Source organism: Streptococcus sp. HMSC073A12 (assembly GCF_001812815.1).
In the GTDB taxonomy this organism is placed as follows: Bacteria; Bacillota; Bacilli; order Lactobacillales; family Streptococcaceae; genus Streptococcus; species Streptococcus vaginalis.
Genome location: NZ_KV810534.1, coordinates 14,129 through 40,281 on the forward strand (window position 1 = coordinate 14,129; position 26,153 = coordinate 40,281).

General features: G+C 32.4%; 22 protein-coding genes, 3 tRNA genes and 1 pseudogene. 18 read left to right on the top strand and 8 right to left on the bottom strand.

What is annotated here, in order from left to right:
• Positions 1-33 precede the first annotated feature (33 nt).
• Positions 34-1,656, top strand: coding sequence for an ABC-F family ATP-binding cassette domain-containing protein (locus HMPREF2876_RS03945; RefSeq protein WP_024052480.1), 1,623 nt, complete (start codon positions 34-36; stop codon positions 1,654-1,656).
• Between the two features lie 66 nt (positions 1,657-1,722).
• Positions 1,723-4,299, top strand: a complete 2,577-nt coding sequence (locus HMPREF2876_RS03950) for a YfhO family protein (RefSeq protein ID WP_070584241.1) — start codon at positions 1,723-1,725, stop codon at positions 4,297-4,299.
• Positions 4,300-4,387: 88 nt separating this feature from the next.
• On the opposite strand, the gene HMPREF2876_RS03955 is transcribed toward HMPREF2876_RS03950, so the two are convergent.
• From HMPREF2876_RS03955 to rlmH, 7 genes are all read right to left on the bottom strand, one after another.
• A tRNA-Asn gene (locus HMPREF2876_RS03955) sits at positions 4,388-4,461 on the bottom strand.
• 5 nt (positions 4,462-4,466) lie between these two features.
• Positions 4,467-4,538, bottom strand: a tRNA-Glu gene (locus tag HMPREF2876_RS03960).
• Between the two features lie 108 nt (positions 4,539-4,646).
• On the bottom strand, positions 4,647-5,396 hold the full coding sequence (gene comE, locus HMPREF2876_RS03965; protein ID WP_024052478.1) for a competence system response regulator transcription factor ComE: 750 nt from the start codon (positions 5,394-5,396) through the stop codon (positions 4,647-4,649).
• Positions 5,396-6,718 (bottom strand): sensor histidine kinase, encoded by a 1,323-nt coding sequence (locus tag HMPREF2876_RS03970; RefSeq protein WP_371317911.1) that lies wholly within the window; start codon positions 6,716-6,718, stop codon positions 5,396-5,398. Before HMPREF2876_RS03970 ends, comE begins: the two co-directional genes overlap by 1 nt.
• A gap of 20 nt (positions 6,719-6,738) precedes the next feature.
• On the bottom strand, positions 6,739-6,885 hold the full coding sequence (locus tag HMPREF2876_RS10140; protein WP_003029519.1) for a bacteriocin: 147 nt from the start codon (positions 6,883-6,885) through the stop codon (positions 6,739-6,741).
• Positions 6,886-7,050: 165 nt separating this feature from the next.
• Positions 7,051-7,124, bottom strand: a tRNA-Arg gene (locus HMPREF2876_RS03975).
• Positions 7,125-7,166: 42 nt separating this feature from the next.
• Complete coding sequence (gene rlmH / locus HMPREF2876_RS03980) at positions 7,167-7,646, bottom strand: 23S rRNA (pseudouridine(1915)-N(3))-methyltransferase RlmH (RefSeq protein ID WP_024052476.1); 480 nt, start codon at positions 7,644-7,646, stop codon at positions 7,167-7,169.
• A gap of 193 nt (positions 7,647-7,839) precedes the next feature.
• Between rlmH and HMPREF2876_RS03985 the strand changes: the two genes are divergently transcribed.
• The 5 genes from HMPREF2876_RS03985 to HMPREF2876_RS04005 all read left to right on the top strand — a co-directional run bounded on the left by HMPREF2876_RS03985 (position 7,840) and on the right by HMPREF2876_RS04005 (position 12,914).
• Positions 7,840-9,030: a serine protease HtrA gene (locus HMPREF2876_RS03985; protein ID WP_024052475.1), complete on the top strand. Its 1,191-nt coding sequence runs from the start codon at positions 7,840-7,842 to the stop codon at positions 9,028-9,030.
• 54 nt (positions 9,031-9,084) lie between these two features.
• Complete coding sequence (locus HMPREF2876_RS03990) at positions 9,085-9,852, top strand: ParB/RepB/Spo0J family partition protein (RefSeq protein WP_070242177.1); 768 nt, start codon at positions 9,085-9,087, stop codon at positions 9,850-9,852.
• A 228-nt stretch (positions 9,853-10,080) separates the two neighbouring features.
• Positions 10,081-11,424 (top strand): chromosomal replication initiator protein DnaA, encoded by a 1,344-nt coding sequence (dnaA, locus tag HMPREF2876_RS03995; protein WP_070242178.1) that lies wholly within the window; start codon positions 10,081-10,083, stop codon positions 11,422-11,424.
• Positions 11,425-11,580: 156 nt separating this feature from the next.
• Positions 11,581-12,717: a DNA polymerase III subunit beta gene (gene dnaN / locus HMPREF2876_RS04000; protein WP_024052472.1), complete on the top strand. Its 1,137-nt coding sequence runs from the start codon at positions 11,581-11,583 to the stop codon at positions 12,715-12,717.
• Positions 12,717-12,914, top strand: coding sequence for a DUF951 domain-containing protein (locus HMPREF2876_RS04005; RefSeq protein ID WP_003032456.1), 198 nt, complete (start codon positions 12,717-12,719; stop codon positions 12,912-12,914). Before dnaN ends, HMPREF2876_RS04005 begins: the two co-directional genes overlap by 1 nt.
• Positions 12,915-12,937: 23 nt before the next feature.
• Here HMPREF2876_RS04005 and HMPREF2876_RS04010 read toward each other — a convergent pair.
• Positions 12,938-13,431 (bottom strand): annotated as a pseudogene (locus tag HMPREF2876_RS04010) (DUF1307 domain-containing protein).
• Positions 13,432-13,551: 120 nt separating this feature from the next.
• Here HMPREF2876_RS04010 and HMPREF2876_RS04015 point away from each other — a divergent pair.
• The 11 genes from HMPREF2876_RS04015 (at position 13,552) to ftsH (ending at position 26,081) form a co-directional block, all read left to right on the top strand.
• Entirely contained in the window at positions 13,552-14,727 is a 1,176-nt protein-coding gene (locus tag HMPREF2876_RS04015; protein ID WP_070584243.1) for an IS256-like element ISSag11 family transposase, read from the top strand.
• A gap of 173 nt (positions 14,728-14,900) precedes the next feature.
• Positions 14,901-16,016: a redox-regulated ATPase YchF gene (gene ychF, locus HMPREF2876_RS04020; RefSeq protein ID WP_024053288.1), complete on the top strand. Its 1,116-nt coding sequence runs from the start codon at positions 14,901-14,903 to the stop codon at positions 16,014-16,016.
• Positions 16,017-16,088: 72 nt separating this feature from the next.
• Positions 16,089-16,658, top strand: a complete 570-nt coding sequence (gene pth / locus HMPREF2876_RS04025) for an aminoacyl-tRNA hydrolase (RefSeq protein ID WP_042754227.1) — start codon at positions 16,089-16,091, stop codon at positions 16,656-16,658.
• A complete protein-coding gene (mfd, locus tag HMPREF2876_RS04030; protein ID WP_101749851.1) occupies positions 16,651-20,157 on the top strand; it encodes a transcription-repair coupling factor in 3,507 nt (1,168 codons plus the stop codon). Before pth ends, mfd begins: the two co-directional genes overlap by 8 nt.
• Positions 20,158-20,236: 79 nt before the next feature.
• A complete protein-coding gene (locus tag HMPREF2876_RS04035) occupies positions 20,237-20,503 on the top strand; it encodes an RNA-binding S4 domain-containing protein (protein ID WP_024053285.1) in 267 nt (88 codons plus the stop codon).
• Complete coding sequence (locus HMPREF2876_RS04040) at positions 20,496-20,864, top strand: septum formation initiator family protein (RefSeq protein WP_003026832.1); 369 nt, start codon at positions 20,496-20,498, stop codon at positions 20,862-20,864. The genes HMPREF2876_RS04035 and HMPREF2876_RS04040 overlap by 8 nt, the downstream gene beginning before the upstream one ends.
• Before the next feature lie 2 nt (positions 20,865-20,866).
• Positions 20,867-20,995 (top strand): SP_0009 family protein, encoded by a 129-nt coding sequence (locus tag HMPREF2876_RS10870; RefSeq protein WP_101749849.1) that lies wholly within the window; start codon positions 20,867-20,869, stop codon positions 20,993-20,995.
• The gene (locus tag HMPREF2876_RS04045) at positions 20,988-22,268 is read left to right on the top strand and encodes a serine hydrolase (RefSeq protein WP_024053284.1); all 1,281 of its coding nucleotides are present in this window, start codon (positions 20,988-20,990) and stop codon (positions 22,266-22,268) included. Before HMPREF2876_RS10870 ends, HMPREF2876_RS04045 begins: the two co-directional genes overlap by 8 nt.
• Positions 22,265-23,542: a tRNA lysidine(34) synthetase TilS gene (gene tilS, locus HMPREF2876_RS04050; RefSeq protein ID WP_024053283.1), complete on the top strand. Its 1,278-nt coding sequence runs from the start codon at positions 22,265-22,267 to the stop codon at positions 23,540-23,542. Before HMPREF2876_RS04045 ends, tilS begins: the two co-directional genes overlap by 4 nt.
• Positions 23,543-23,547: 5 nt before the next feature.
• Positions 23,548-24,090 (top strand): hypoxanthine phosphoribosyltransferase, encoded by a 543-nt coding sequence (hpt, locus tag HMPREF2876_RS04055; protein ID WP_024053282.1) that lies wholly within the window; start codon positions 23,548-23,550, stop codon positions 24,088-24,090.
• 20 nt (positions 24,091-24,110) lie between these two features.
• On the top strand, positions 24,111-26,081 hold the full coding sequence (gene ftsH / locus HMPREF2876_RS04060; RefSeq protein WP_024053281.1) for an ATP-dependent zinc metalloprotease FtsH: 1,971 nt from the start codon (positions 24,111-24,113) through the stop codon (positions 26,079-26,081).
• Positions 26,082-26,153: the final 72 nt, after the last annotated feature.

Here is a 26,153-nt window from a genome sequence, read left to right on the forward strand (position 1 = left end):
AATGAAACTAATTACAGAATTAGGAGAAAAATATTGCTTACAGTATCAGATGTATCACTACGCTTTAGTGATCGAAAATTATTTGATGATGTGAATATCAAATTTACAAAAGGAAATACTTATGGTTTAATTGGTGCTAATGGTGCAGGAAAATCAACGTTTTTAAAAATCCTAGCTGGAGATATCGAACCAACTACTGGAAATATTTCACTCGGACCAGACGAACGTCTCTCAGTCCTTCGGCAAAATCACTTTGATTATGAAGAAGAACGAGTGATTGATGTAGTTATCATGGGAAATGAGCATCTTTATAACATTATGAAAGAAAAAGATGCCATTTACATGAAACCTGATTTTTCTGATGAAGACGGTGTCCGAGCAGCTGAATTAGAAGCTGAATTTGCTGAGTTAGGTGGTTGGGAGGCCGAAAGTGAAGCCTCTCAACTCCTCCAGAACTTGAATATCCCAGAAAATCTCCACTATCAAAATATGAGCGAATTATCAAACGGAGATAAAGTGAAAGTTCTCCTTGCAAAAGCTCTATTTGGTAAACCAGATGTTCTATTACTAGACGAACCAACAAACGGTCTTGATATTCAATCCATCTCTTGGCTAGAAGATTTTTTGATTGATTTTGAAAACACCGTTATCGTTGTATCTCACGACCGTCACTTCCTCAATAAAGTATGTACACACATGGCTGATTTGGATTTCGGTAAAATCAAACTCTATGTTGGTAACTATGATTTCTGGAAAGAATCTAGTGAGTTAGCTGCTAAACTCTTAGCAGATCGTAATGCTAAAGCTGAAGAAAAAATCAAGCAACTGCAAGAATTTGTTGCTCGCTTCTCTGCTAATGCTTCAAAATCTAAGCAAGCAACTTCTCGTAAAAAAATGCTTGACAAAATTGAACTAGAAGAGATTGTCCCATCAAGCCGTAAATACCCATTTATTAATTTCAAAGCAGAACGCGAAATTGGAAATGACCTCTTGACAGTTGAGAATCTTTCTGTCAAGATTGACGGTGAAGTCATCCTTGACAATATCAGTTTTATCTTGCGTCCAGGAGACAAAACAGCCTTTATTGGACAAAATGATATCCAAACAACAGCATTAATCAGAGCTATCATGGGAGATATAGACTACGAAGGAACTGTCAAGTGGGGTGTTACAACTAGTCAATCTTATCTACCAAAAGACAACAGCAAAGATTTTGCCAGCGATGAATCTATTCTTGACTGGCTCCGTCAATTTGCAAGTAAAGAAGAAGATGACAACACCTTCCTTCGAGGCTTCCTAGGTCGTATGCTTTTCTCTGGCGATGAGGTTAACAAGTCTGTCAATGTCTTGTCAGGTGGTGAAAAGGTTCGTGTCATGCTTTCAAAACTTATGCTTCTCAAATCAAACGTTTTGGTACTAGATGATCCAACCAACCACTTAGACTTAGAATCTATTTCTAGCCTAAATGACGGTCTGAAAAACTTTAAAGAATCTATTATTTTTGCTAGCCACGATCATGAATTTATCCAGACACTTGCTAATCATATTATTGTTCTTTCTAAAAATGGTGTCATTGATCGTATTGACGAAACCTATGATGAATTTTTAGAAAATCAAGAAGTACAAGAAAAAGTCAATAGTCTTTGGAAAGATTAAACTTTTCAAAAAATAGGAGCTGATGAAAGATTCAGTTCCTTAAATTTTAGTATTTTACGATAGCTTATGAAAAAAATCAAAAAACTCTTCAAAAATTATTATTTGATAGCCTTTTTTATTCCATTTTTGATTCTGTTTATAACTTACCTTATAAATGGAATCTATTGGAAAAGTGACACTTCTCCGCTATTAGGAGACGGATTTCATCAATATGTTATTTTTGATGTCACTTTAAGGAATATTTTGCATGGTACAGATAACATCTTTTATACGTTTACAAGTGGACTCGGTTTGAACTTTTATGCCTTATCTAGCTATTATCTAGGGAGTTTTTTATCACCTTTAGTTTATTTTTTCAATCTAAAAAATATGCCAGATGAAGTATACTTATTTACTTTGATAAAGTTTGGTTTGATGGGATTAACTTGTTTCATCAGTATTAAAGGTATCTTTAAAAAAATTTCTCCTTATCTTATATTAATACTGTCAACTTCCTACGCTCTAATGAGTTTTGCAGTTAGTCAACTTGAAATAAAAACTTGGCTAGATGTCTTCATTATTATTCCATTTATTTTACTTGGTTTACATCAGTTGATTACTCAAAAAAGACGTGTTCTTTACTTTATAGCTTTGTCAATTCTTTTTATTCAAAATTATTATTTTGGGTATATGATGGCAGTCTTTCTTGTATTGTGGTTCTTTGTTCAAACTTCATGGAACTTTAAAATTAGGATTAAATCTTTCATAGACTTTACAGTTGTGTCAATTTTAGCTGGTATAACTAGCCTCATCATGATTCTGCCAACCTTTCTAGATTTAAAAACTCATGGTGAAAAATTAACAAAAGTGACAACCTTACTGACTGAAAAAAGCTGGTATTTAGATATTTTTGCCAAAAACTTTGTTGGATCTTTTGACACAACTAAATATGGCTCTATTCCAATGATTTATGTTGGGCTTATTCCATTATTACTAGCGATTCTCTTCTTCACTTTAAAGTCTATTAAGTTTCACGTGAAACTTTCCTATGTTATTTTAATTATATTCTTAGTAGCTAGTTTTTACTTACAGCCTTTGGATCTGCTCTGGCAAGGTATGCACGCGCCAAATATGTTCCTACATCGTTACTCTTGGACTTTTTCTACTGTCATTATTTTCTTAGCGGCTGAAAGCTTGGAGCGTCTAAAAGAAATTAAATTCACAAACATTCTAGCCAGTTTTTCTATCTTAGGACTTGGTTTTATTGCTACTTTTATTTTTAAGAAGCATTATAAATTTTTAGGTTCTGTTAATTTCATCTTAACATTAGAATTTTTAGTCGCTTATCTTTTAATTTCTTGGGCTTATGCAAAAAAATATATTTCTGTTAAAATATTTACTGTTTCTACTTTATTATTTGTTTGCTTCGAACTAAGTTTAAATAGTTTTTATCAAATGGAAGGAATTGCAAAAGAATGGGGCTTTGCAAGTAGAAATGCTTATGAACAAGATTTAACAGCTATTGATTTACTCGTCAACTACAGTAAAAAGAAAAATTCCAATTTCTTTAGAACTGAAAAATTAGCTATTCAAACCGGAAATGACAGTATGAAATACAATTATAATGGTATCTCTCAATTTTCTTCTGTTCGCAATATTGCAGCTAGTTCTATTCTTGATAAATTAGGTTTTAAATCATCTGGAACTAATTTAAACTTACGTTATCAAAACAATAGTATCCTTATGGATAGCTTATTGGGTGTAAAATATAATATTTTAACAAACAATCTTCAAAAATATGGTTTTACTTCCATTAAAACGAAAGATAATTTAACACTTTATGAAAATAAAAATGCTAATTCACTAGCATTTTTAACAAATTCAATTTATAGAGATGTAAAGTTTAATCACTTAACATTAGATAATCAAACTCGTTTTCTCAATCAGCTTTCTGGATTAAATTTAAAATACTATCACAGATTACCTCCTACAAGTAATCATAATGTTAAGCAAGTTGGAAATAGAATAGCTGCAGAAGTAGATAAAGAAAGTTATGACTCTTTTGCCAGCATCACTTACACTTTAGAAGTTCCAGCAAATAGTCAAGTTTATTTAACTCTGCCAAACTTAACTTTCTCAAATGATAACCAAAAATCAGTTGACATAACTGTAAATAACAATCAAAAAATGCATTATGGTACCAACAATGTCTTTCCATTTTTTAATCTTGGTTATTTTAAGCAAAAACAAATCATAACCGTTAAAATATCTTTCCCAGATAATTCAAAAGTTTCATTTGATAGTCCTGAATTTTATAAGCTTGACACCAGTCATTTTCAACAAGCGATAAACAAGATTCAACGACAAAAAGTATCTGTGACAACAAAACATAATACAATAACAGCACATTATCAAGCTCAACGAGATAGTTCTTTATTCTTCACAATTCCTTATGATAAAGGTTGGACTGCCACACAAAACGGAAAATCAATTAAAATTTCAAGAGCACAAAATGGCTTTATGAAAATTGATGTCAAAAAAGGTGCAGGAAAAATAAAACTGACATTTATCCCAAATGGTCTTAAAGAAGGTAGTACAGAATTTTTATCTGGAATCGCGTTATTTATAATTTACAATAAGATACGTAAGAAAAAATCGTTATAATTGAAAAACTAAACTGCACAAGAAAACAGTTTGGTTTTTATTATATTTTTACAATGTAAAAAAAGCATTCCTAAAGAATGCTTAGTAGCTCCGGCAGTAGGACTCGAACCTACGACATCATGATTAACAGTCATGCGCTACTACCAACTGAGCTATGCCGGATGATATAGTCCGTACGGGATTCGAACCCGTGTTACCGCCGTGAAAAGGCGGTGTCTTAACCCCTTGACCAACGGACCATATCTGTTCTTTCACAGAACATATACTATTATACCAGTTTGGAGAACTTTGTCAATAGTTTTTATTTAAAAATTTAACTATATTTGCTATTTCATTATCTATTCTATTTATCCTTTTAATTCCTCTAAAATAGCTTTTAATTTTCCAATTTTCATTCGAGTAATCGGACAACGATGATCTTCATAAAAAATTATTTCTCGCATTTTTTTGTCATAACCTTTGATGTTTCCAATATTGACTAGGTAGGATTTATGAGGTGAAAAGAAACGTCTTGTTTCTTTATCTTTTTCTTGAATATCTGCAATAGTGCCATAGAATTCTTTAAAAAAGTTTTTACCGACAATTCTTAATTTATGAGAAGAGCCTGTCGTTTCAATATATAAAATGTCATTAAAAGGCATTCTAACCTCTCCGCCACGAAAGTTATATTCAAAATAATCCACCATATCTTTATTTTCAATCAATGTCGCTTTTGTATACTCAATGCTGTCTTTTATATGTTTTTTAAAAGCAACATCACTCAAATTTTTGTCAACAAAATCCAGTGCAGATACCTTATATTTGAAGGTCATAGTGGCAAATTCTGATTTCGTTGTAACAAAAACAATAATGGCATACGGATTGTGATGACGTATAAATTTTGCTATTTCTAAACCTTTTGTTTCCTCTCCTTTGATATCAATATCTAAAAAATATAATTGATTTACTTCATCGTTTTCAATATATTCTTTAAATTCCCTTACTTTTCCAGTTACTTTAACTTTTATCGTAATTCCCATTTCTTTTGCAATCTCTGCCAAAGTTGTTTCCATTCTTACTTGATGTGTAATTTCATCTTCTAATACTAATACTTTCATTATAAACCTTCTTTCCTTACTCTTATTACTTGTGTAAAATATTCATCCTCAATTTTAGTATCGAGGATAATTCCTTCATAGTTGTTAATAATTTCTTTGATATTGCTTAAGCCTAAACCGCGTCCTTCACCCTTTGTTGAAAAATCAGTTTGGTAAATCTCTTCTAAATCTAGCGGTCGTTTCTTACGTGAATTTTGAATAACTAAGATTGTTTCTGTATCTAAATCCACCAAAGAAACATTCATCGTTTTTTGATAACTTTCTGCTGCTCCTTCTATGGCATTATTCAAAAGGACGCTTGTCATTCTAACCAAATCTAACAATTTAATCGGCAAGGGTTTGACAAAATCTTTTACTTCAAATGTTAATTCTATATTATAGTCACGCGTCTTAAATAAGGTTTGTGTCATAACACTTCTAAGTGCTGAATCTCCAACATTATTTAAATCAAAATACGTATATTTATCTGAACGAAGTTGTAAATTAGCATTTACTAGCACTTCCTGATAAATTCGCTCTACTTCTTTTATATCACCTGTATGAATGGCTGATTGGAAGCTTGCCAACATTCCTCCATAATCATGACGAAAACCTCGAATTTCATTATACAGACTCACTATTTCATCTGTATATTTTTGTAATTGTAGTTGTTCTCGTTCTTTTTGTTTAATTTGTTCTTCTTTTTCATACTTTTCACGAATAGATTGTAAGTAGAATAAAGTTGACATAAACATTAAAAAGCAAATTGTAGCAATCATACTAGAAAAACTATTTAAATTTTTCATATTACTAAGCCAATGCGATAAATTTAATAAAAAATGAATAAATAAGAGATAAAAGTTTAACTGCAAAATATTCTCTTTGAAATCCGCCTTTTTAAAATATTTAAAATTAAACTTAAAATAATCAATTGCTTTTAAAATAAAAATTAAAGAAATAATATTGATAAAAATATAGAACAATCCCCAGTATCTATCAACAAACTTATCACCTGTAACAGAAGAAATAATGACTGAAAAGAAGGTTTCAGAACTTGACACAACTAAAGATAAAAATAGTGCTAAAAATACAGAAAGATGTCTTCTAACTTTTTTTACTTTAAAAAAATATAAATAAAAAAATAATGGTTGAATAAAAAACATCATATATCTAATGGAATAATGTATTAAAGTAGTTAAATCAGTTGAAAATACAATTCCTAAACACAACAAAGTAAAGTGAATATTCACTTTATTCACTCTACTTATTTTCTTATAGCAATATACAACAGAAACAGCTTCTATAATTGAGAAAATAATCCAATGTACAAATTCTATTTTCACAATATTATTCTCCTAAATAATTATTTACCAAAAAGTTTTGAAAAATCAAATCCCATTCTGATTCGACTATCCCCACCAATGATTTTATCTAACTGCTCATCATTCAGTTCTTTAAATTCTACAACTTCCTTTTTTACTACCTCTTTTTTAGCAAACAACTTTTTCATAATTTCTCCTTAATGTTTATTTTTTGTAAGAAATCTTACAAGGTAATTATACAAAATCTTCATAAATAAATTTAAAAAAACTCTAAACGATACATTTTTACATCTCAAAAGACCTCTTTATCCAGTTATAGAAAAAGGCACGCTTTCCCGTGCCCTTTTCTTATATGATCCCAGCAGGATTCGAACCTGCGACCGTTCGCTTAGAAGGCGAATGCTCTATCCAGCTGAGCTATGAGACCAATGCTCTACCATTTTAACAAAAAAAGCCTATGACGTCAAGATTACTTATGATAGGGACTTCCTTGTTGAATCATAAACGATCGATAAATTTGTTCTACTAAAACTAATCTCATTAACTGATGAGGAAGTGTCAATTTTCCAAAACTCATCAGCAAATTAGCTCTTTTTTTGACAGCAGTAGACAAACCAAGACTCCCACCAATTACAAAAGTAATATCCGAAAATCCACGAACAGTCACATCACTTAATCTCTTACTGAATTCTTCTGATGGAAATTGTTGCCCTTCAATAGCTAAAACAATCACAAATTCTTTATCATTCATTTTCGATAAGATACGATTTCCTTCTTTATCAATAATTTGTTGATTTTCTAAGTGACTTGCCTTATCAGGTATTTTTTCATCTGGAAGTTCAATCATCTCAAATTTAGTAAAGCGCCCTAAACGTTTTACATACTCTGCTATTCCATCTTTAAGGTATTTTTCTTTTAATTTTCCAACAGTTACAAGTTTTATTTTCATATTTCTATTCTACCATATCCACAATTATTTCACACCTTATTCACAGGATAAAAAATTAAATTGCCTTATAAATGACTTAGAAAATCACAGATTTTAAAAGTTATCCACAATTTGTGGAAAAGATAAAACATTTAAGCTATAATTAAGTTAAATTCTTTATACTTTCAGTAATTGAAATAACTAGGAGGAAGATATGAAAAACTCTTCAAATTTCACAAAAAAATTGTTATTGCTTTTCATGGTCTTAGCTATAGGTTTTATCGGTGGTTTACTTGGAAACTTAACTTCATCTAAATTATCAACAAATAGCTCTACAACGACTAAAGTTAATCAAGTTACTACTGCTTATAAAAATACAAATTCCACAACACAAGCTGTGAGTAAAGTGAAAGATGCTGTGGTATCCGTTATTACCTATGCTAATAATAATTCACAAAACAGCGTGTTTGGAAATGATGATTCAAATAATAACAATGATAATTCTCAACAAGTAGCTAGCGAAGGATCTGGGGTTATTTATAAAAAAGATGGAAAATACGCTTACTTAGTAACCAATACTCACGTTATCAGTGGTGCTAAAAAAGTTGACATTCGTTTAGCAGATGGTAATAAAGTTCCTGGAGAAATTGTAGGGTCAGATACTTATTCTGATATCTCCGTTGTTCGAATTAGTGCTGATAAAGTAAAATCAGTTGCTGAATTTGGAGATTCTAGTAAATTGACGGTTGGTGAGACAGCTATTGCGATTGGAAGTCCGCTCGGATCAAATTACGCTAACACTGTGACGCAAGGAATTATTTCTAGTTTAAATCGTAATGTTTCTTTAAAATCTGAAGACGGACAAACGATTTCAACACAAGCTATTCAAACAGACACAGCTATTAACCCAGGGAACTCTGGTGGACCACTTGTGAATATCCAAGGACAAGTAATTGGTATTACTTCAAGTAAAATAGCTAGCAACGGCGGAACTTCGGTTGAAGGATTAGGATTTGCTATTCCATCTAATGATGTTATAAACATTATTAACCAGTTAGAAGCAAATGGAACTGTTACACGACCAGCTCTAGGAATCCAAATGATTGACATCACTAATCTGTCTAGTTCAGATCTATCACGCTTAAAACTTCCATCAAAAATAACTAGTGGAGTTGTCGTACGTTCAGCTCAATCTGGAATGCCAGCTGAAGGAAAACTTCAAAAATATGATGTGATTACAAAAGTAGATGATAAAGAAATTTTTTCAACAAGTGATTTACAATCCGCTTTATACAAACATTCAATTGGTGACAACATAAAAATCACTTTCTATCGTGATGGAAAAGAAACTACTACTACCATTAAGCTTACAAAATCTACAAAAGATTTAGATTCAAATAATTGACACTTTATTAACACATCTTTACAGAATTGTAAAGGTGTGTTATTCTATATAAACATGGAAAAATATCAATATATCACACTTAATGACATCCAAACAAATCCTTATCAACCAAGAAAAGAATTTTCAGAAGAAAAAATTGCTGAACTTGCTAGTTCTATAAAAGAACATGGGATTATTCAGCCCATCATTGTACGAAAATCTCCGATAATTGGTTATGAATTGCTAGCTGGTGAAAGGCGTTTTAGAGCTGCTAAATTAGCAGGCTTAACAAATATACCAGCTATTATAAAAGAAGTAACAGATGATGAAATGATGAAGCAAGCCATCATTGAAAATTTACAACGAGAAGATTTAAATCCTATAGAAGAAGCACAATCTTATCAATATTTGATTGACAAAGGGTTGACACATAAAGAAATCGCTCTAACTATGGGAAAATCACGTCCTTATATTACAAATTCCGTCCGGTTATTAAATTTACCTCTCAATATTATCGAAGCGATAAAAGAAGGAAATATTTCTCAGGGACACGCTCGTCTGCTCATTAATCTCTCAGAAAAAGAGCAAAATCAGTGGTTTGATAAAATCTTATCTCAAAGCTTTTCAGTTCGACAGCTAGAAAAACAATTACATTCCCAACAGACAAAAACTGTAACAAAAAATAAACATCATCTCTTCCTCAAAGAGGAAGAAAAAAGATTAAAAAAGATATTTGGTACAGAGATTTCTCTTCAATTTTCTAAACAATCTCAATCAGGGAAAATTTGTATTCATTTTTCAAACCTAGAAGAATATCAAAGAATTATTGACAGCTTTAAATAAGGCTGTTATTTTTATTCTTTCAAGTCACAGAGTTATCCACTCTTATTTTATAAGAAAAACTTAATAAATCACAGAAAAACTCCTTTATTCACAATCTGTGGAAAACTTTAAAGAACAATGTGAATTTATTTCTACAGATTGTGGAAAACTTTTACGTTTTATGTTAAAATAACTTCTATGGATAATTAAATATAACGAAGAATTTATTAGCAAGGAAGGAGGTTTTTTATGTCACAAGAAGCTAATTTTTGGGCGCGTGTTTTAGAATTGGCTCAAAAACAAATCAAAAAAAATACATATGATTATTTTGTTTCAGGAGCTCGGTTAATGAAAGTTGAAAATTTTCAAGCTACTGTACTTCTTGACAGTCCTGTCAAACAATTATTTTGGGATCAAAATTTAGCAGATGTCATCATTACTGCAGGTTTTGAAATTTATAATGACCAAATTACTGTACACTATATCTTTCAAGAGGAAAATGATGAAGTTACTCAATCAACAAATACAAATCATTCAGTAGTTAAACCAAGTCTTCCTCCTATTGAAACTGGGTTAAAAGCAAAATATACATTTGATAATTTTGTTCAAGGCGATGGAAATGTTTGGGCTCTATCGGCGGCACTCGCTGTTTCTGAAAATTTAGCAACAACTTATAATCCATTGTTTATCTATGGTGGACCAGGATTAGGAAAAACCCATTTACTAAATGCAATTGGAAATCAAATTTTAGAAAATATTCCTGATGCTAGAGTGAAATACATTCCTGCTGAGACTTTTATCAACGACTTTTTAGAACATCTTCGATTAGGAGAAATGGAAAGTTTTAAGAGAACTTATCGCAGCCTTGATCTCTTATTGATTGATGACATTCAATCTTTAGGAGGAAAAAAAGTTTCTACTCAAGAAGAATTTTTCAATACCTTTAATGCTTTGCACGGAGATAATAAACAAATTGTTTTAACAAGCGACCGAAGTCCTGATCATCTGGATAATCTTGAAGAACGTTTAGTCACGCGCTTCAAATGGGGATTAACTCAAAACATTACTCCACCTGATTTTGAAACAAGAATCGCTATTTTACGCAATAAGATAGAAGGTTTAGATTACATTTTTCCAAATGATACTTTGGAATACTTAGCAGGTCAATTTGATTCAAATGTGCGAGATTTAGAAGGTGCTCTAAATGATATTTCTCTTATGGCTAGAGTAAAAAATCTGAAAGAAATTACAATTGACGCTGCTGCTGAAGCTATTCGAGCTCGAAAACAAGATGCAAGTCAAATTTTAGTTATTCCAATTGATAAAATCCAAACAGAAGTTGGAAATTTCTATGGCGTTAGCGTTAAAGAAATGAAAGGCAGTCGTCGGGTTCAAAATATTGTCCTTGCTAGACAAGTAGCTATGTATTTGGCCCGTGAATTAACCGATAATAGTCTTCCAAAAATTGGAAGAGAATTTGGCGGTAAAGATCATACAACGGTCATACATGCTCATGGGAAAATTAAAACAATGCTCGAAACGGATGATAATCTTCGATTAGAAATAGAAAACATAAAAAATAAAATCAGATAACTGTGGATAATTGCAGAAAAAATGTTAAAGTTATTCACAATTTATAAACATGTCTGTTTTTGTGTTCTATCGCTGATTAGGAAACTTTTCCACAAGTTTCACACAAGCTACTATTACTATTAACTTAATAATCATAAAATAATAAAAGGAGTATCTATGATTAACTTTTCAATCAATAAAAATTTATTTTTACAAGCTTTAAATATAACCAAACGCGCTATTAGTCTTAAAAATGCTATTCCAATTCTTTCTACAGTAAAAATTGATGTTACAAATGAAGGAATTACATTAATTGGTTCAAATGGACAAATCTCCATTGAAAATTTTATTTCAATTAAAAACGAAAATGCAGGGCTTTTAGTGACCTCTTCAGGCTCCATTTTGCTTGAAGCAACTTTTTTCATCAATGTTGTATCAAGTCTTCCTGATGTTACACTTGATTTTAAAGAAATTGAGCAAAAGCAAATTGTTTTAACTAGTGGTAAATCAGAAATTACCTTAAAAGGAAAAGATGCAGATCAATACCCTCGTATTCAAGAAATTTCAGCAAGTAATCCTTTGATGCTTGAAACAAGTGTTCTTAAAAATATTATTAACGAGACAGCTTTTGCAGCTAGTACACAAGAAAGTCGTCCGATTTTAACGGGGGTTCATTTTGTTTTAACAGAAAATAAAAATTTAAAGACGGTTGCAACAGACTCTCATCGGATGAGCCAAAAGAAGATTGTCTTAGAAAAAAATGGGGATAATTTTGATGTTGTTATTCCTAGTCGTTCTCTACGCGAATTTTCAGCCGTTTTTACGGATGATATTGAAACAGTAGAGATTTACTTCACAAATAATCAATTGCTTTTTAGAAGTGAAAATATTAGCTTCTACACTCGGCTGTTAGAGGGAAATTATCCTGATACCGACCGTTTAATTCCAACAGAATTTACTAGTATCGTAACATTTGATAAAAATAATCTTCGTTATGCGATGGAACGTGCACGTCTTCTTTCAAATGCGACTCAAAATGGAACAGTTAAATTAGAAATTATAAATGGTGTAGTTAGTGCACATGTGAACTCTCCTGAAGTTGGACGTGTGAATGAAGAAATTGATACTGAAAGTATTTCAGGTCAAGATTTAACCATCAGTTTTAATCCAACTTATTTAATTGATTCATTGAAAGCTATTAATAGTGAAAAAGTTACAATCAGCTTTATTTCAGCTGTTCGTCCATTTACTTTGATACCAAGCGATGACACAGAAAACTTTATTCAATTGATTACGCCAGTGAGAACAAACTAATGTATGATGTAGGAAATTTTGTTGAAATGAAAAAACCACATGCTTGTACAATCAAATCTACAGGCAAAAAAGCAAATCGTTGGGAAATTATTCGAGTGGGTGCGGATATTAAAATTTGCTGTACAAATTGTCATCATATTGTGATGATGAGCCGATATGATTTTGAACGAAAACTAAAAAAAGTGCTAGGAAATTGATTTCTTAGCATCTTTTCATAATTTTATTTTAATTTTTCAAATTTACCGTCCGTAATTTCTTTAAAACCTTTACTTGTTAAGAGTTCTTTACTAGCTTTCATACTAACTTTTTTAGTTTTTCTCGTATTCTTATCTGTATACATTCCAGGCAAGGTTGCTAATTTATCAAAGTCTACTTTATTAAAGTTAATTTCTACAGTTTCCTTAATTCCCTTTTCTTCATAAGTGACTTTTTCTTTAATTCCCTCAATATTTTGATACATTTGAGAAGCATTCTGTCTTTAACATCTTCTTTTTTAGTAGCTCCTAAGGTTTTATAAGACCAAAATGAATCAGTAGTTTGTTTTGTGACAGTATCTCCTTTATAATAATAAGTTAATCGTAAGTCATATTGTAAACTTTGATCAATTCTTTGGAATGACATTGTTTTTTCTTGGGCTCCACATGCTCCAAGGATAATTAGTGAAACAATTGTAACAAAGCCAAGTAACAATTGTTTAAAATAACTTTTTTTCATGGTATTTACCTCCTATAGCTTAAATATAAAAGGTAGTGTAAAATATTTTGTGTAAACACAAAAAGGAATAAATCCTGTATAGTAGAGTTGCGAGACTTCACTAGAAAGAGATTTATTCCCATGACCCAGTTTACCACAGAATTACTTAACTTCCTAGCTCAAAAACAAGATATTGATGAATTTTTCCGTTCGTCTCTTGAAACTGCCATGAATGACCTTCTCCAAGTGGAGCTATCCGCCTTCCTTGACTATGAACCATACGATAAGGCAGGTTACAACACCGGTAATAGTCGTAATGGTGCTTATACACGTCGATTTGAGACCAAGTATGGTGTTGTTAATTTGTTGATCCCTAGAGATCGAAACGGGGAGTTCAGTCCAGCCTTAATCCCAAGTTACGGTCGTCGAGACAATCATTTAGAAGAAATGGTTATCAAACTTTATCAAACTGGAGTCACAACACGTGAAATCAGCGACATCATTGAGCGTATGTATGGTCATCATTACAGTCCAGCAACAGTATCTAATATCTCGAAAGCGACACAGGAAAACGTAGCTAACTTTCATCAACGTTCCTTAGAAGCTAACTATACCGTATTATATCTTGATGGGACTTACCTTCCTCTGAGACGTGGTACAGTTAGTAAGGAATGCATCCACATTGCACTAGGCGTCACATCATATGGGCATAAGGCTATCCTTGGATATGACATCGCACCCAATGAAAACAATGCTTCGTGGTCAGACCTTCTAGAAAGACTTAAGGGTCAAGGTGTACAACAAGTCTCTCTTGTTGTGACTGATGGTTTTAATGGACTTGATCAGCTTATCCAGCAAGCCTTCCCAATGGCCAAACAACAGCGTTGCCTTGTCCATATTGGCCGAAATATTGCAAGTAAGGTGAAACGAGCAGATCGTGCTCTAATTTTGGAGCAGTTTAAAACAATTTATCACGCGATCAATGTAGAGGAAGCAAAGCAAGCCTTAGATAGCTTTATCAATGAGTGGAAACCACACTACAAGAAGGTAATAGAGACCTTAGAATCAATCGAAAATCTATTGATCTTTTATGAATTTCCTCATCAGATCTGGGGAAGTATCTACTCGACCAACCTTATTGAATCACTTAACAAAGAAATCAAACGTCAAACCAAAAAGAAAGTCGTCTTTCCCAATGAAGAATCCCTAGAACGCTATCTCGTCACACTATTTGGTGATTACAACTTCAAGCAAGGACAACGAATCCACAAAGGTTTTGGCCAATGTACGGACACACTTGAAATCCTATTTGATTAACAATATCAGCTTTGCTAGAGTGTTTACACAAGATTATTGACAGACTCTAATAAAATTATAATATTTTTATGAGGTAAATGCAATATTTTATTAAAATGATTAAGTTGTAAGTCAAATAGTGGTAAATATGATATAATGGTTTATTGAATTGAAAAGATGAAAGGAAGAGCGAAATGTCTTTAACAGCAGGAATTGTAGGATTACCTAATGTTGGAAAATCCACTTTATTTAATGCAATTACAAAAGCAGGAGCAGAGGCAGCTAACTATCCCTTTGCAACAATTGACCCTAATGTTGGACGGGTAGAAGTTCCCGATGCTCGTTTGGATAAATTAACAGAACTTATCAAACCACAGAAAAAAGTTCCAACGACTTTTGAGTTTACAGATATTGCAGGGATTGTAAAAGGTGCTTCAAAAGGAGAGGGTCTAGGAAATAAATTTTTAGCTAATATTCGTGAAGTAGATGCTATCGTTCATGTGGTTCGGGCTTTTGATGATGAAAATGTTATGCGGGAGCAAGGACGTGAGTCAAGTTTTGTTGATCCAATGGCTGATATTGAAACAATAAATCTTGAGTTGATTTTAGCAGATTTAGAAAGTATCAATAAACGCTATGCACGTGTGGAAAAAGTTGCTCGAACCCAAAAGGACAAAGATTCAGTAGCTGAGTTTCATGTTTTGCAAAAAATTAAGCCAGTTTTGGAAAATGGTTTATCAGCTCGTACCATTGAATTTGATGAGGAAGAACAAAAGATTGTCAAAAAATTATTTTTATTGACCACAAAACCAGTGCTTTATGTTGCTAATGTTGGTGAAGATGAGGTAGCAGATCCTGATAATATTGATTATGTTCAACAAATTCGCGAGTTTGCAGCAACTGAAAATGCAGAGGTAGTGGTTATATCTGCGCGTGCTGAAGAAGAAATTTCTGAGCTAGATGATGAAGATAAAGCTGAATTTCTTGAAGCAATGAGCTTGAACGAATCTGGGGTTGACAAATTAACCAGAGCAGCTTATCATTTATTGGGACTTGGAACTTATTTTACAGCAGGAGAAAAAGAAGTTCGAGCTTGGACATTTAAATGTGGCATGAAAGCACCACAAGCAGCTGGCATTATTCACTCAGACTTTGAGAAAGGCTTCATTCGTGCTGTAACTATGTCTTATGATGATTTAGTGAAATATGGAAGTGAAAAAGCAGTCAAAGAAGCAGGACGACTGCGTGAAGAAGGAAAAGAATATATCGTTCAAGATGGCGATATTATGGAATTTAGATTTAATGTGTAAAGCATTGTAAACTAAATATAAACGAGGTTGGAAAAACTTTTCCAGCCCTTTTGGTCTTTTTAGAGGTAAAAAATGGTAAAGATGATTGTAGGTTTGGGAAATCCTGGAGAAAAATATTTTGAAACAAGACATAATGTCGGATTTATGCTAGTTGACAAAATGTGTAAAGAAAAAAGTTTAAAGTTTACAACTGATAAAATTTTTCAAGCAGAGATAGCTTCCACATTTTTTAATGGTGAGAAAGTGTATTTTGTCAAACCAACGACCTTTATGAATGAAAGTGGAAAGGCTGTTCATGCCCTTTTATCTTATTATGGTCTAGATATTGAAGATTTAGTAGTTATTTATGATGATTTGGATATGGAAGTAGGAAAAATACGACTTAGAGCAAAAGGATCTGCTGGTGGTCACAATGGCATCAAATCAATTATCAAACATATAGGAACCCAAGAATTCAAACGAATTAAAATTGGTATTGGTCGTCCCGAAAATAATATAACCATTATTCACCATGTGTTAGGAAAATTTTCAAAAGGAGACCATGCTATAATTTTAAATACACTTGACAAAGTTGACAGTGCTGTAAATTATTATTTACAGTCTGATAATTTTGAACAAACAATGCAACAGTACAATGGATAAAAAGATGGATATTATTGAATTATTTAATCAAAATAAACAGATATCTGATTGGCAAAGAAATCTAAATAAATCAACTCGGCAGCTATTAATGGGTTTGTCATCTTCAACTAAGGCTATTACAATGGCCTCTTGTGTAGAGGAAAATCACAAAATTTTGATTTTAACGTCTACTTATAGTGAAGCAGAAAGACTTTCTAGTGATCTGATTGACCTGGTGGGAGAAGAGAGGGTCTATACATTTCTTGCAGATGATACTCCGTTAGCTGAGTTTGTCTTTTCTTCTCAAGAAAAGATTTTTTCTCGTTTGGAAGCTCTAGATTTTTTATTAGATTCTCAACAATCAGGATTTTTGATAGTTAATGTGGCAGCTAGTCAACTATTTTTATCCAATCCTGTTAATTTCAATTCAGCTTATATTAATTTAAAAATAGGGCAAGAATATGAGTTGAAAGATTTGATTTCTCAATTGTTAAATTCAGGTTATAAGCAAGTATCACAAGTATTGAAACAAGGGGAGTTTAGTATTCGTGGTGATATTTTAGATATTTTTGAGCGCTCTAGTCAAATACCTTTTCGGGTTGAATTTTTTGGTGATGAAGTTGATGGTATTCGTCTATTTAATCCTGAAAATCAAATTTCTATTCAAAATGTAGAACATGTGTGTGTTCATCCTGCTACAGATATCATATTTACTAAAGCAGATTATAAAAGTGCACAGAAAAAAATAGAAAATCTTATAGAAAAAACTGTAGATTTAACGTTGAAATCCTATTTAGAGGAAGTTTTAGCTAATATAAAAGAACAAACTCAACATGCTGATATTAGAAAATTATTGTCTTATTTTTATCAAAATGAATGGACAATTCTTGATTATCTTCCAAAATATAGCCCAATTTTCTTTGATGACTTTCAAAAAATCATGAATAAACATGCTCAGTTTCAATTAGAAGCAGCAAATTTATTGACAGAAGATTTACAAAATAGTAAAGCTGTTGGAAATCAATCTTATTTTGCAGATACATATTCAATATTTAGAAAGTATAAACCTGCTACCTTATTTTCAAATTTTCATAAGGGACTGGGAAATTTGAAATTTGATTCTCTTTATCAGTTCAATCAGTATCCTATGCAGGAATTTTTTAGTCAATTTCAGCTTTTGAAAGAAGAGATTAGTCGATATAAAAAATCTAACTACACGGTCATTATACAATCAAATTCTTTATTGACTTTACAAAGTTTACATAAAAGTTTACAAGAATATGAAATTCCACTTGATTATGTTAATGATACTAAAATTCATAAACATGCTGTTCAATTAGTAGAAGGACGTTTAATTCAAGGATTTAATTTTGTAGACGAAAAAATTGTTTTAATCACTGAATATGATATTCTGCAAAAAAAAGTAAAACGAAAAGTTCGCAGGCAAAGTATTTCTAATGCTGAACGTTTGAAAAATTATAATGAGCTGGAAAAAGGAGATTATGTTGTTCATAACGTTCATGGAATTGGGCGATATTTAGGAATTGAGACGATTGAAATTTCAGGAATTCATCGTGATTATCTCACTATTCAATATCAAAATGCAGATCGTATTTCTATTCCTGTTGATCAGATTCAGCTTCTTTCTAAATATGTTGCGAGTGATGGTAAAGCGCCTAAAATCAATAAATTAAACGATGGGCGTTTTCAAAAAACTAAACAGAGAGTACAACATCAAGTCGAAGATATTGCTGAGGATTTAATCAAACTTTACGCAGAGAGAAGTCAATTAAAGGGATTTGCGTTTTCTAGTGATGATTCTTATCAGCAAGAATTTGATAATGATTTTCCTTATATAGAAACAGAAGATCAGTTGCGCTCTATAAAAGAAGTAAAAAAAGACATGGAAAGTGATCATCCTATGGATCGTCTTTTAGTTGGAGATGTTGGTTTTGGAAAGACGGAAGTAGCTATGAGAGCTGCCTTTAAAGCAGTAAATGATCATAAACAAGTAGCAATTTTAGTTCCCACTACGGTTTTGGCTCAACAGCACTATACGAACTTTAAGCAACGTTTTAACGATTTTCCTATCAATATTGAAGTATTAAGTCGCTTTAAAAGTAAATCAGAACAAAAAATAATTTTAGAAAAACTAAAAAAAGGGCAGGTGGATATTATTATTGGAACGCATCGTCTCCTGTCAAAAGATGTTAAATTTTCTGATTTGGGACTCATTGTTATTGATGAGGAACAACGCTTTGGAGTTAAGCATAAAGAAAAATTAAAAGAGTTGAAAACGAAAGTTGATGTTTTAACTTTGACGGCGACCCCTATTCCTCGTACACTCCATATGTCTATGTTAGGAATACGTGATTTATCAGTTATTGAAACTCCTCCAACAAATCGCTACCCAGTTCAAACTTATGTTTTAGAAAATAATGCAACAGTTATTCGAGATGCAGTTTTAAGAGAAATGGATCGAGGAGGACAGGTTTACTATCTTTACAATAAAGTTGACACAATGGAGCGAAAAGTTTCAGAATTGAAAGAATTGATTCCAGAAGCTTCTATTGGATATGTACATGGCCAAATGAGTGAAATTCTTCTTGAAAATACTTTACTTGATTTTATCAATGGGGAATATGATATTTTGGTGACAACAACTATTATTGAAACTGGTGTTGATATTCCTAATGTTAATACTCTTTTTATTGAAAATGCAGATTACATGGGACTGTCAACTTTATATCAATTGCGAGGGCGTGTTGGTCGTAGCAATCGTATTGCTTATGCCTATCTCATGTATCGTCCTGACAAGGTTTTGACAGAAATTTCTGAAAAACGTTTGGAAACTATAAAAGGATTTACAGAATTAGGCTCTGGTTTTAAAATTGCTATGCGAGATTTATCTATTCGTGGTGCTGGAAATATTTTAGGAAGCTCACAATCTGGTTTTATTGATTCTGTTGGCTTTGAAATGTATTCTCAATTATTAGAAGAGGTTATTGCTAAGAAACAAGGTAAAGAAAAAAGAAGGCAAAAAGGAAATGCTGAAATTAATTTGCAGATGGATGCCTATCTTCCTAGCGATTATATTGCTGATGAAAGGCAAAAAATTGAAATTTACAAACGTATTTGCGAGATTGACAGTTGTGTAAAGTATGAAGAATTACAGAATGAATTGATAGATCGTTTCGGAGAATATCCAGATGTTGTTGCCTTATTATTAGAAATTGGTCTTGTAAAATCTTATTTAGATCAAGTTTTTGTTCAACTCGTTGAAAAGAAGCAACAATCTGTGATTGTTCGATTTGAAAAAGTTTCTCAACAGTTTTTCTTAACTCAAGATTATTTTGAAGCTCTTTCTGTAACAAATTTAAAAGCAAGAATTTCAGAAAATAAAGGATTGATTGAAGTTATATTCGATGTAAAAAATAAAAAAGATTATGAAATTTTAGAAGGACTTCTACAGTTTTCAGAAAAGTTAGTAGAAATTAAAAATCAAAAGAAAGATTGCTAACTTTACAATTTTGTAAAGTTTCATTTTCGTCTATAATATTTTCTTAAAAAATGGTAAAATAATGAATTGAGGTAACTTTATGAGATTAGATAAATATTTAAAAGTATCCCGTATTATAAAACGTCGTCCTATCGCTAAAGAGGTAGCCGATAAGGGAAGAATTAAAGTAAATGGAATTTTAGCTAAAAGTTCAACAAATTTAAAAATCAATGACGAAATAGAGATTTGTTTTGGAAATAAAATTTTATTAGTTCGTGTTCTAGAAATGAAAGACAGCACTAAAAAAGAAGATGCTGCTAAAATGTATGAAATTATAAAAGAAACAAGGGTAGAAGTAGATGGCTAGAAATATTGTTCAATTAAATAATCGCTATATACAAGATGAAAACCAACATCGCCGTTATTTAGAGCAAGAAAGAAGAAAAAAGAATCGCTTTATGGGGTGGGTGTTGATTTTAGTCATCTTATTGTTCATTTTACCGACATTTAATTTGGTTCAAAGCTATCGAAATTTATTAGAACGTCGAACACAATTGACGCATTTACAAAAGAGGTACGAAGAAATAAGCAACGAAAAAGAATCTCAAAAAGCTTTTGCTAATAAATTAAAAGATGAAGAATATGCTGCTAAATATGCACGCGCTAAATATTATTATTCTAAACAAGGGGAATATATCTATACAATCCCAGGATTGTTGCCACAGTAAGGATGGAAAATTTATTAAAAATGATTGAACAATTTTTGGAGTTTTCTGATGAAAAATTAGAAGAATTATCCAGAAAAAATCAGACCTTAAAATTAGAAGAGACTAAAAAGGAAGGGGGAGAGCATGCGTAAGTTGCTATTTCTATTATTGTTGCCAGCATTTTTTACTGCAAAAGTAGTAGTAAGTACGGAACAAGATGTCGAATTGACTGCAAAGCAACAGTATGAAATTACTAGTACGACCTACAGTAACTACTACACGGATCTTCCAACCAATCCAAATGTTTATGAGCAAATTCCAACTTATACGTCCTTAAATTTAGAAAAAGTTGCTGGGAGTTTAACTCCGAATACATCAATTAAACTTTCTGACTTACAAGTCAATGAACAAGGACTCCCAGTTTTTAAACTCGCAAATGGGCAATTTGTTCCTGCTGATAAACGAATGATTTATGATGATGTTGTCCAATCTAGTGCAGATATTTCTCAAACAATGTGGCTTAGGCAATCATTTGTAGTTTACAATCAACCTTTTGTAAATGGAACAAAGGAAGTTAAGACGAATTTATCTTCTTATCATTCGGTGAAAGTGACCCAACTTGCTGAGACGGCATCAGGAAAATATGCTCATGTTGAAAGCAAAGGTTGGATTGATGTGAAATACTTGTCTGATACAGATAATCGTATGGATAAAGTTCAAGAGATTTTAACAAGCAGGTACAATAAAGCAGACTATTCGATCTATGTAAAACAATTAGATTCTGGAAAAACTGCTGGTATAAACCCAGATTTGGAAATGTATTCTGCTAGTGTGGCAAAACTTCCCATTCTTTATTATGCGCAGAAGCAATTAAATGAAGGAAAATACAAGCCATCTTCTGGTTTAAAATATATTCCTGCTGTAAATGACTATTCAGGTGCTTATGATACAGAAGGTAGTGGAAGCATTTCTAAAAAATCAGATAATAAGGAATACAGCATTCAAGATTTGATGAATCATATTGCAAAAGAATCAGATAATGCAGCTACAAATATTTTAGGATATTATATTACTAATCAATCAGACAGCACTTATCAAGCAACAATTGAGCAAATTGCTGGGAAAAAATGGGATGTAGAAAAACGTAATGCATCAGCTAGGATGGCTGGAAATATGATGGAAGCTATCTATAAACAAAATGGGGACATTATCAATGCACTATCACAAACAAATTTTGATGAGCAGCGTATTTCTAAAAATATAAATGTAAAAGTGGCTCATAAAATTGGGGATGCTTATGATTTTAAGCATGATGTTGCAATTGTTTATGCTAATTCTCCTTTTATTCTGTCTATTTTTACAAATCATGCTGATTACGATAACATTTCTAAAATTGCAGATGATATTTATGAGGTTTTAAAATGATAGAACAACAATTTTTTCAAATGGTGCAAAAAAAAGGCTATTTCAGACCTCATAGAAAAGTTTTACTTGCTATTTCTGGTGGACTAGATTCTATGACTTTGCTTGACTGGCTTTATAAATATCGCGAAAGATTAGAAATAGAAATTTACCTTGCTCATGTTAATCATGGAGTGAGAGAAGAATCTGATTTTGAGGAAGAAGAACTAAAAAAAATAGCAACAAAACTTGGTGTAAGCATTTTTACATCAAGTTTTTCTGGATCATTCTCAGAACAAAAAGCGCGTGATTTTCGCTATGCTTTTTTCAAAAAAATTATGTTAGAAGAAAATTGCACAGCTTTGGTGACAGCACACCATGCTGATGACCAAGCAGAAACGATTTTTATGAGAATTCTTCGTGGCAGCCGTTTATTTCATATTTCAGGAATGAAAGAAAAACAAAAATTTGCAAATGGAGAATTGATAAGACCGTTGCTTTCTTTTCAAAAATCAAATTTCCCTCCTATTTTTCATTTTGAGGATTGGACAAATCAAGAGAACCATTATTTGCGCAATCGAATTCGAAATGAGTATTTTCCATTGTTAGAACAAGAAAATCCGCAGTTCAGGAAGCATTTAATAGAATTGGGAACAGAAATTTCTCAAATGCAAGATGCATTAGCATATTTAACTAAAAATATTGTGGCGACGAATCTGCAGGAATTTCAATCTCAACCTTACTCTGTGCAAAGTTTTTTGCTACAGGCTTATTTAAAGAAATTTCCTGATTTGCAGCTCAGTAAAGCACAGTTTTCTGATATTTTAGCAATCTTGAACAAGCAATCTAATTATCAGCAACCACTTAAAGCGGGTTATGAGTTATATAAAGATTATGATTCCTTTGAGATTCGTAAAATCAGTCCACAGTCTGATTTAAAAGTGGATTCAATTTTGTTAAAATATAACGATATTGTGGAATATGGTAATTATCGCTTTTCTTTTGGAAAAGAGCTTCATGAAAAAAACATCCAAGAAGTATTTGTTTCACGTGAAACAGAAATTTTACTTCGACATAGAAAAGAACAAGATGAAATTATCTTGAACCAACACCATAAAAAGCTTCGTCGTTACTTTATTGATCAAAAAATCCCTATAGATCAAAGGGGAAATGCTATTATTATTGAGCAAAATGGGGAAATCTTAGCAATTGCTGGAATCGTAACATGTGATTTGAGTAAGAGTCAAAAAAATGATATAATGTATAACAAACTTTATATTCAAAATTTAGATAGGTAAAGAAGATGCTAGAACAAGATATTAAGAAAGTTTTGGTTTCACATGATGAGATCGTGGCAGCAGCAAAAAATTTAGGAACTCAATTAACTAGTGATTATGCAGGGAAAAATCCTATTTTTGTAGGAATTTTAAAAGGTTCCATTCCTTTTTTGGCAGAGTTGATAAAGCATGTTGATACCCATATTGAAATGGATTTTATGTTAGTATCAAGCTATCATGGTGGGACATCTAGCAGTGGCGTTATCAATATTATTAAAGATATTGATCAAGATATTGCTGGACGTCATATTCTTTTTGTCGAAGATATTATTGATACGGGAAAAACATTGAAAAGCCTGTGTGAGTTATTTAGGGAGAAAAAAGCTGCGTCTGTTAAAATTGCTACACTTTTGGACAAGCCCGAAGGACGAAAAGTTGATATTGAAGCAGATTACACATGTTTTACAATTCCAAATGAATTTGTAGTTGGTTATGGTCTAGATTTTGATGAAAACTATCGGAATCTGCCATATGTAGGTGTTTTAAAAGAAGAAGTTTATACAAAATAAAAAGGTATATTGATAGATAGATGAAAAATAAACAAAATAATGGCTTTATAAAAAATCCTTTCCTATACATTTTAATTATTGTTGTTGTTATTACAGGTTTTCAGTATTTTTCAGCTGGAAGTTCTGTAGGTCGCAGCCAACAAATTAACTATACTGAGTTAGTTAAAGAAATTAGAAATGGAAATGTAAAGGATATTAGCTATCAGCCAAATGGTAGTGTTATTGAAGTTGCAGGTACTTATAAAAAAGAAAAGAAGGTAAAGGATAATAGTGGTATTCAGTTTTTTACTCCTTCTTCTACCTCTGTAAGCCGCTTTACTAGTGTTATTCTACCTTCAGATTTAACGGTAGCTGAATTACAAAAATTAGCTTCAGATAAGGGAACTGAAATCACCATTAAACGTGAAAGTTCAAGTGGTGTCTGGATTCAGGTGCTGACAACTCTGGTGCCATTTGCCATCTTTGCTTTCTTCCTGTTCTCTATGATGAATCAAGGTGGAGGCGGTGGAGCGCGTGGAGCTATGAGTTTTGGACGTAATAAAGCGCGTGCGACAAACAAAGAAGATATAAAAGTACGCTTTTCTGATGTAGCAGGTGCGGAAGAAGAAAAACAAGAATTAGTTGAAGTTGTTGAATTTTTAAAAGATCCTAAACGTTATACAAAACTAGGGGCTCGTATACCAGCTGGTGTTCTTCTTGAAGGCCCTCCAGGGACTGGTAAAACTCTTCTTGCTAAAGCAGTAGCTGGTGAAGCAGGCGTTCCATTCTTTAGTATTTCAGGTTCAGATTTCGTTGAAATGTTTGTCGGTGTCGGTGCTAGCCGTGTTCGCTCTCTTTTTGAAGATGCAAAAAAGGCAGCCCCAGCGATTATTTTTATTGATGAAATTGATGCTGTTGGTCGTCAACGCGGTGTCGGTCTCGGTGGAGGAAATGATGAACGCGAACAAACCCTTAATCAACTGCTGATTGAGATGGATGGTTTTGAAGGTAATGAAGGAATTATTGTTATTGCAGCAACAAACCGTAGTGATGTGCTAGATCCGGCGCTTCTGCGTCCTGGTCGATTTGACCGTAAAGTTCTTGTTGGTCAGCCAGATGTAAAAGGTCGTGAAGCTATCCTTCGTGTTCATGCTAGAAATAAACCTCTTGCTGAAGATGTTGACTTAAAACTAGTTGCTCAACAAACGCCTGGTTTTGTTGGTGCTGATTTGGAAAATGTCTTAAATGAAGCGGCTCTTGTCGCAGCGCGTCGAAATAAAAGAGTTATTGATGCTTCCGATATAGATGAAGCAGAAGATCGTGTTATTGCAGGACCGTCTAAAAAAGATAAGACAGTTTCACAACGTGATCGGCAAATTGTCGCTTATCATGAAGCAGGACATACGATTGTTGGTCTTGTTTTATCAAATGCACGTGTCGTTCACAAGGTAACCATTGTACCTCGTGGTCGTGCAGGTGGATATATGATTGCTCTCCCGAAAGAAGATCAGACTCTTTTATCTAAAGAAGATATGAAAGAGCAATTGGCAGGACTTATGGGGGGACGTGTTGCTGAAGAAATTATTTTCAACGTCCAAACTACAGGTGCTTCCAATGACTTTGAACAAGCTACACAAATGGCACGTGCGATGGTAACAGAGTATGGTATGAGTGAAAAACTCGGTCCAGTTCAATATGAAGGAAACCATGCGATGTTTGGCGCTGCGAGCCCACAAAAATCAATTTCAGAGCAAACTGCATATGAAATTGATGAAGAAGTTCGTAATTTGCTTAATGAAGCACGCAACAAAGCAGCAGAAATTATCCAATCAAATCGTGAAAAGCATAAATTGATTGCAGAAGCTCTTCTTAAATACGAAACACTTGATAGTCATCAAATTAAATCATTGTATGAAACTGGTGAAATGCCTGATGAACCAAGTGTAAGTTCTTCGCATGCTTTGAGCTATGATGAAGTGAAATCTCAAATGGAAGAGCAGAAACCAGAATAAATTAAAACGATAAAACTCTTTGATTTAGAATCAGAGGGTTTTAACTTTATCCGCTGAAAAGAATGTAAAAGT